This is a genomic window from Mesorhizobium sp. M7A.F.Ca.CA.003.01.2.1 (assembly GCF_003998945.1).
Taxonomy (GTDB): Bacteria; Pseudomonadota; Alphaproteobacteria; order Rhizobiales; family Rhizobiaceae; genus Mesorhizobium; species Mesorhizobium ciceri.
Genome location: NZ_RZRA01001681.1, coordinates 1 through 444, shown reverse-complemented (window position 1 = coordinate 444; position 444 = coordinate 1). Strand labels below are relative to the sequence as shown.

Genomic DNA, 444 nt, shown 5'->3' with positions numbered 1-444 from the left:
CCGCTGATCATTACTGGTTCCTCATCAGGTCGATGGTCATGGAAATCAGGTCGCGGGCCTGCTTGACCACCTGAAGGTTGGCCTCGTAGGAGCGATTGGCCTCGGTCATGTCGGCCATTTCGATCAGCACGTTGACGTTGGGCATCTTGACGTAGCCCTTCTCGTCGGCGGCCTCGTTGCCGGGCTGGAACTCGACTGGAAAGTCACTGGGATCTCGATCGATCGAGTTCACTGCAACCGTTGAACTGCCGGAGGCCCGGTCGAGCTCGGAGACGAAGCTGATGGTCTTGCGGCGATAAGGGTCGGAGCCGGGCGCGGTGCCCGTCGACTGGGCGTTGGCGAGGTTCTCGGAAACCACGCGCAGGCGTTCCGACTGGGCGCCGAGGCCGGATGCTGCGACTTTGAGGGCTGCGGTCAGTGCGTCCATGGTCAGCTCTTCACCGC

Annotated in this window: 1 protein-coding gene; it reads right to left on the bottom strand. The window is 62.4% G+C overall.

The genetic code is table 11. The annotated features are described in order from the left end of the window. Positions 1 to 10: 10 nt before the first annotated feature. Positions 11 to 427 (bottom strand): flagellar basal body rod protein FlgC, encoded by a 417-nt coding sequence (gene flgC, locus EN969_RS34915; protein ID WP_013529797.1) that lies wholly within the window; start codon positions 425 to 427, stop codon positions 11 to 13. Positions 428 to 444: the final 17 nt, after the last annotated feature.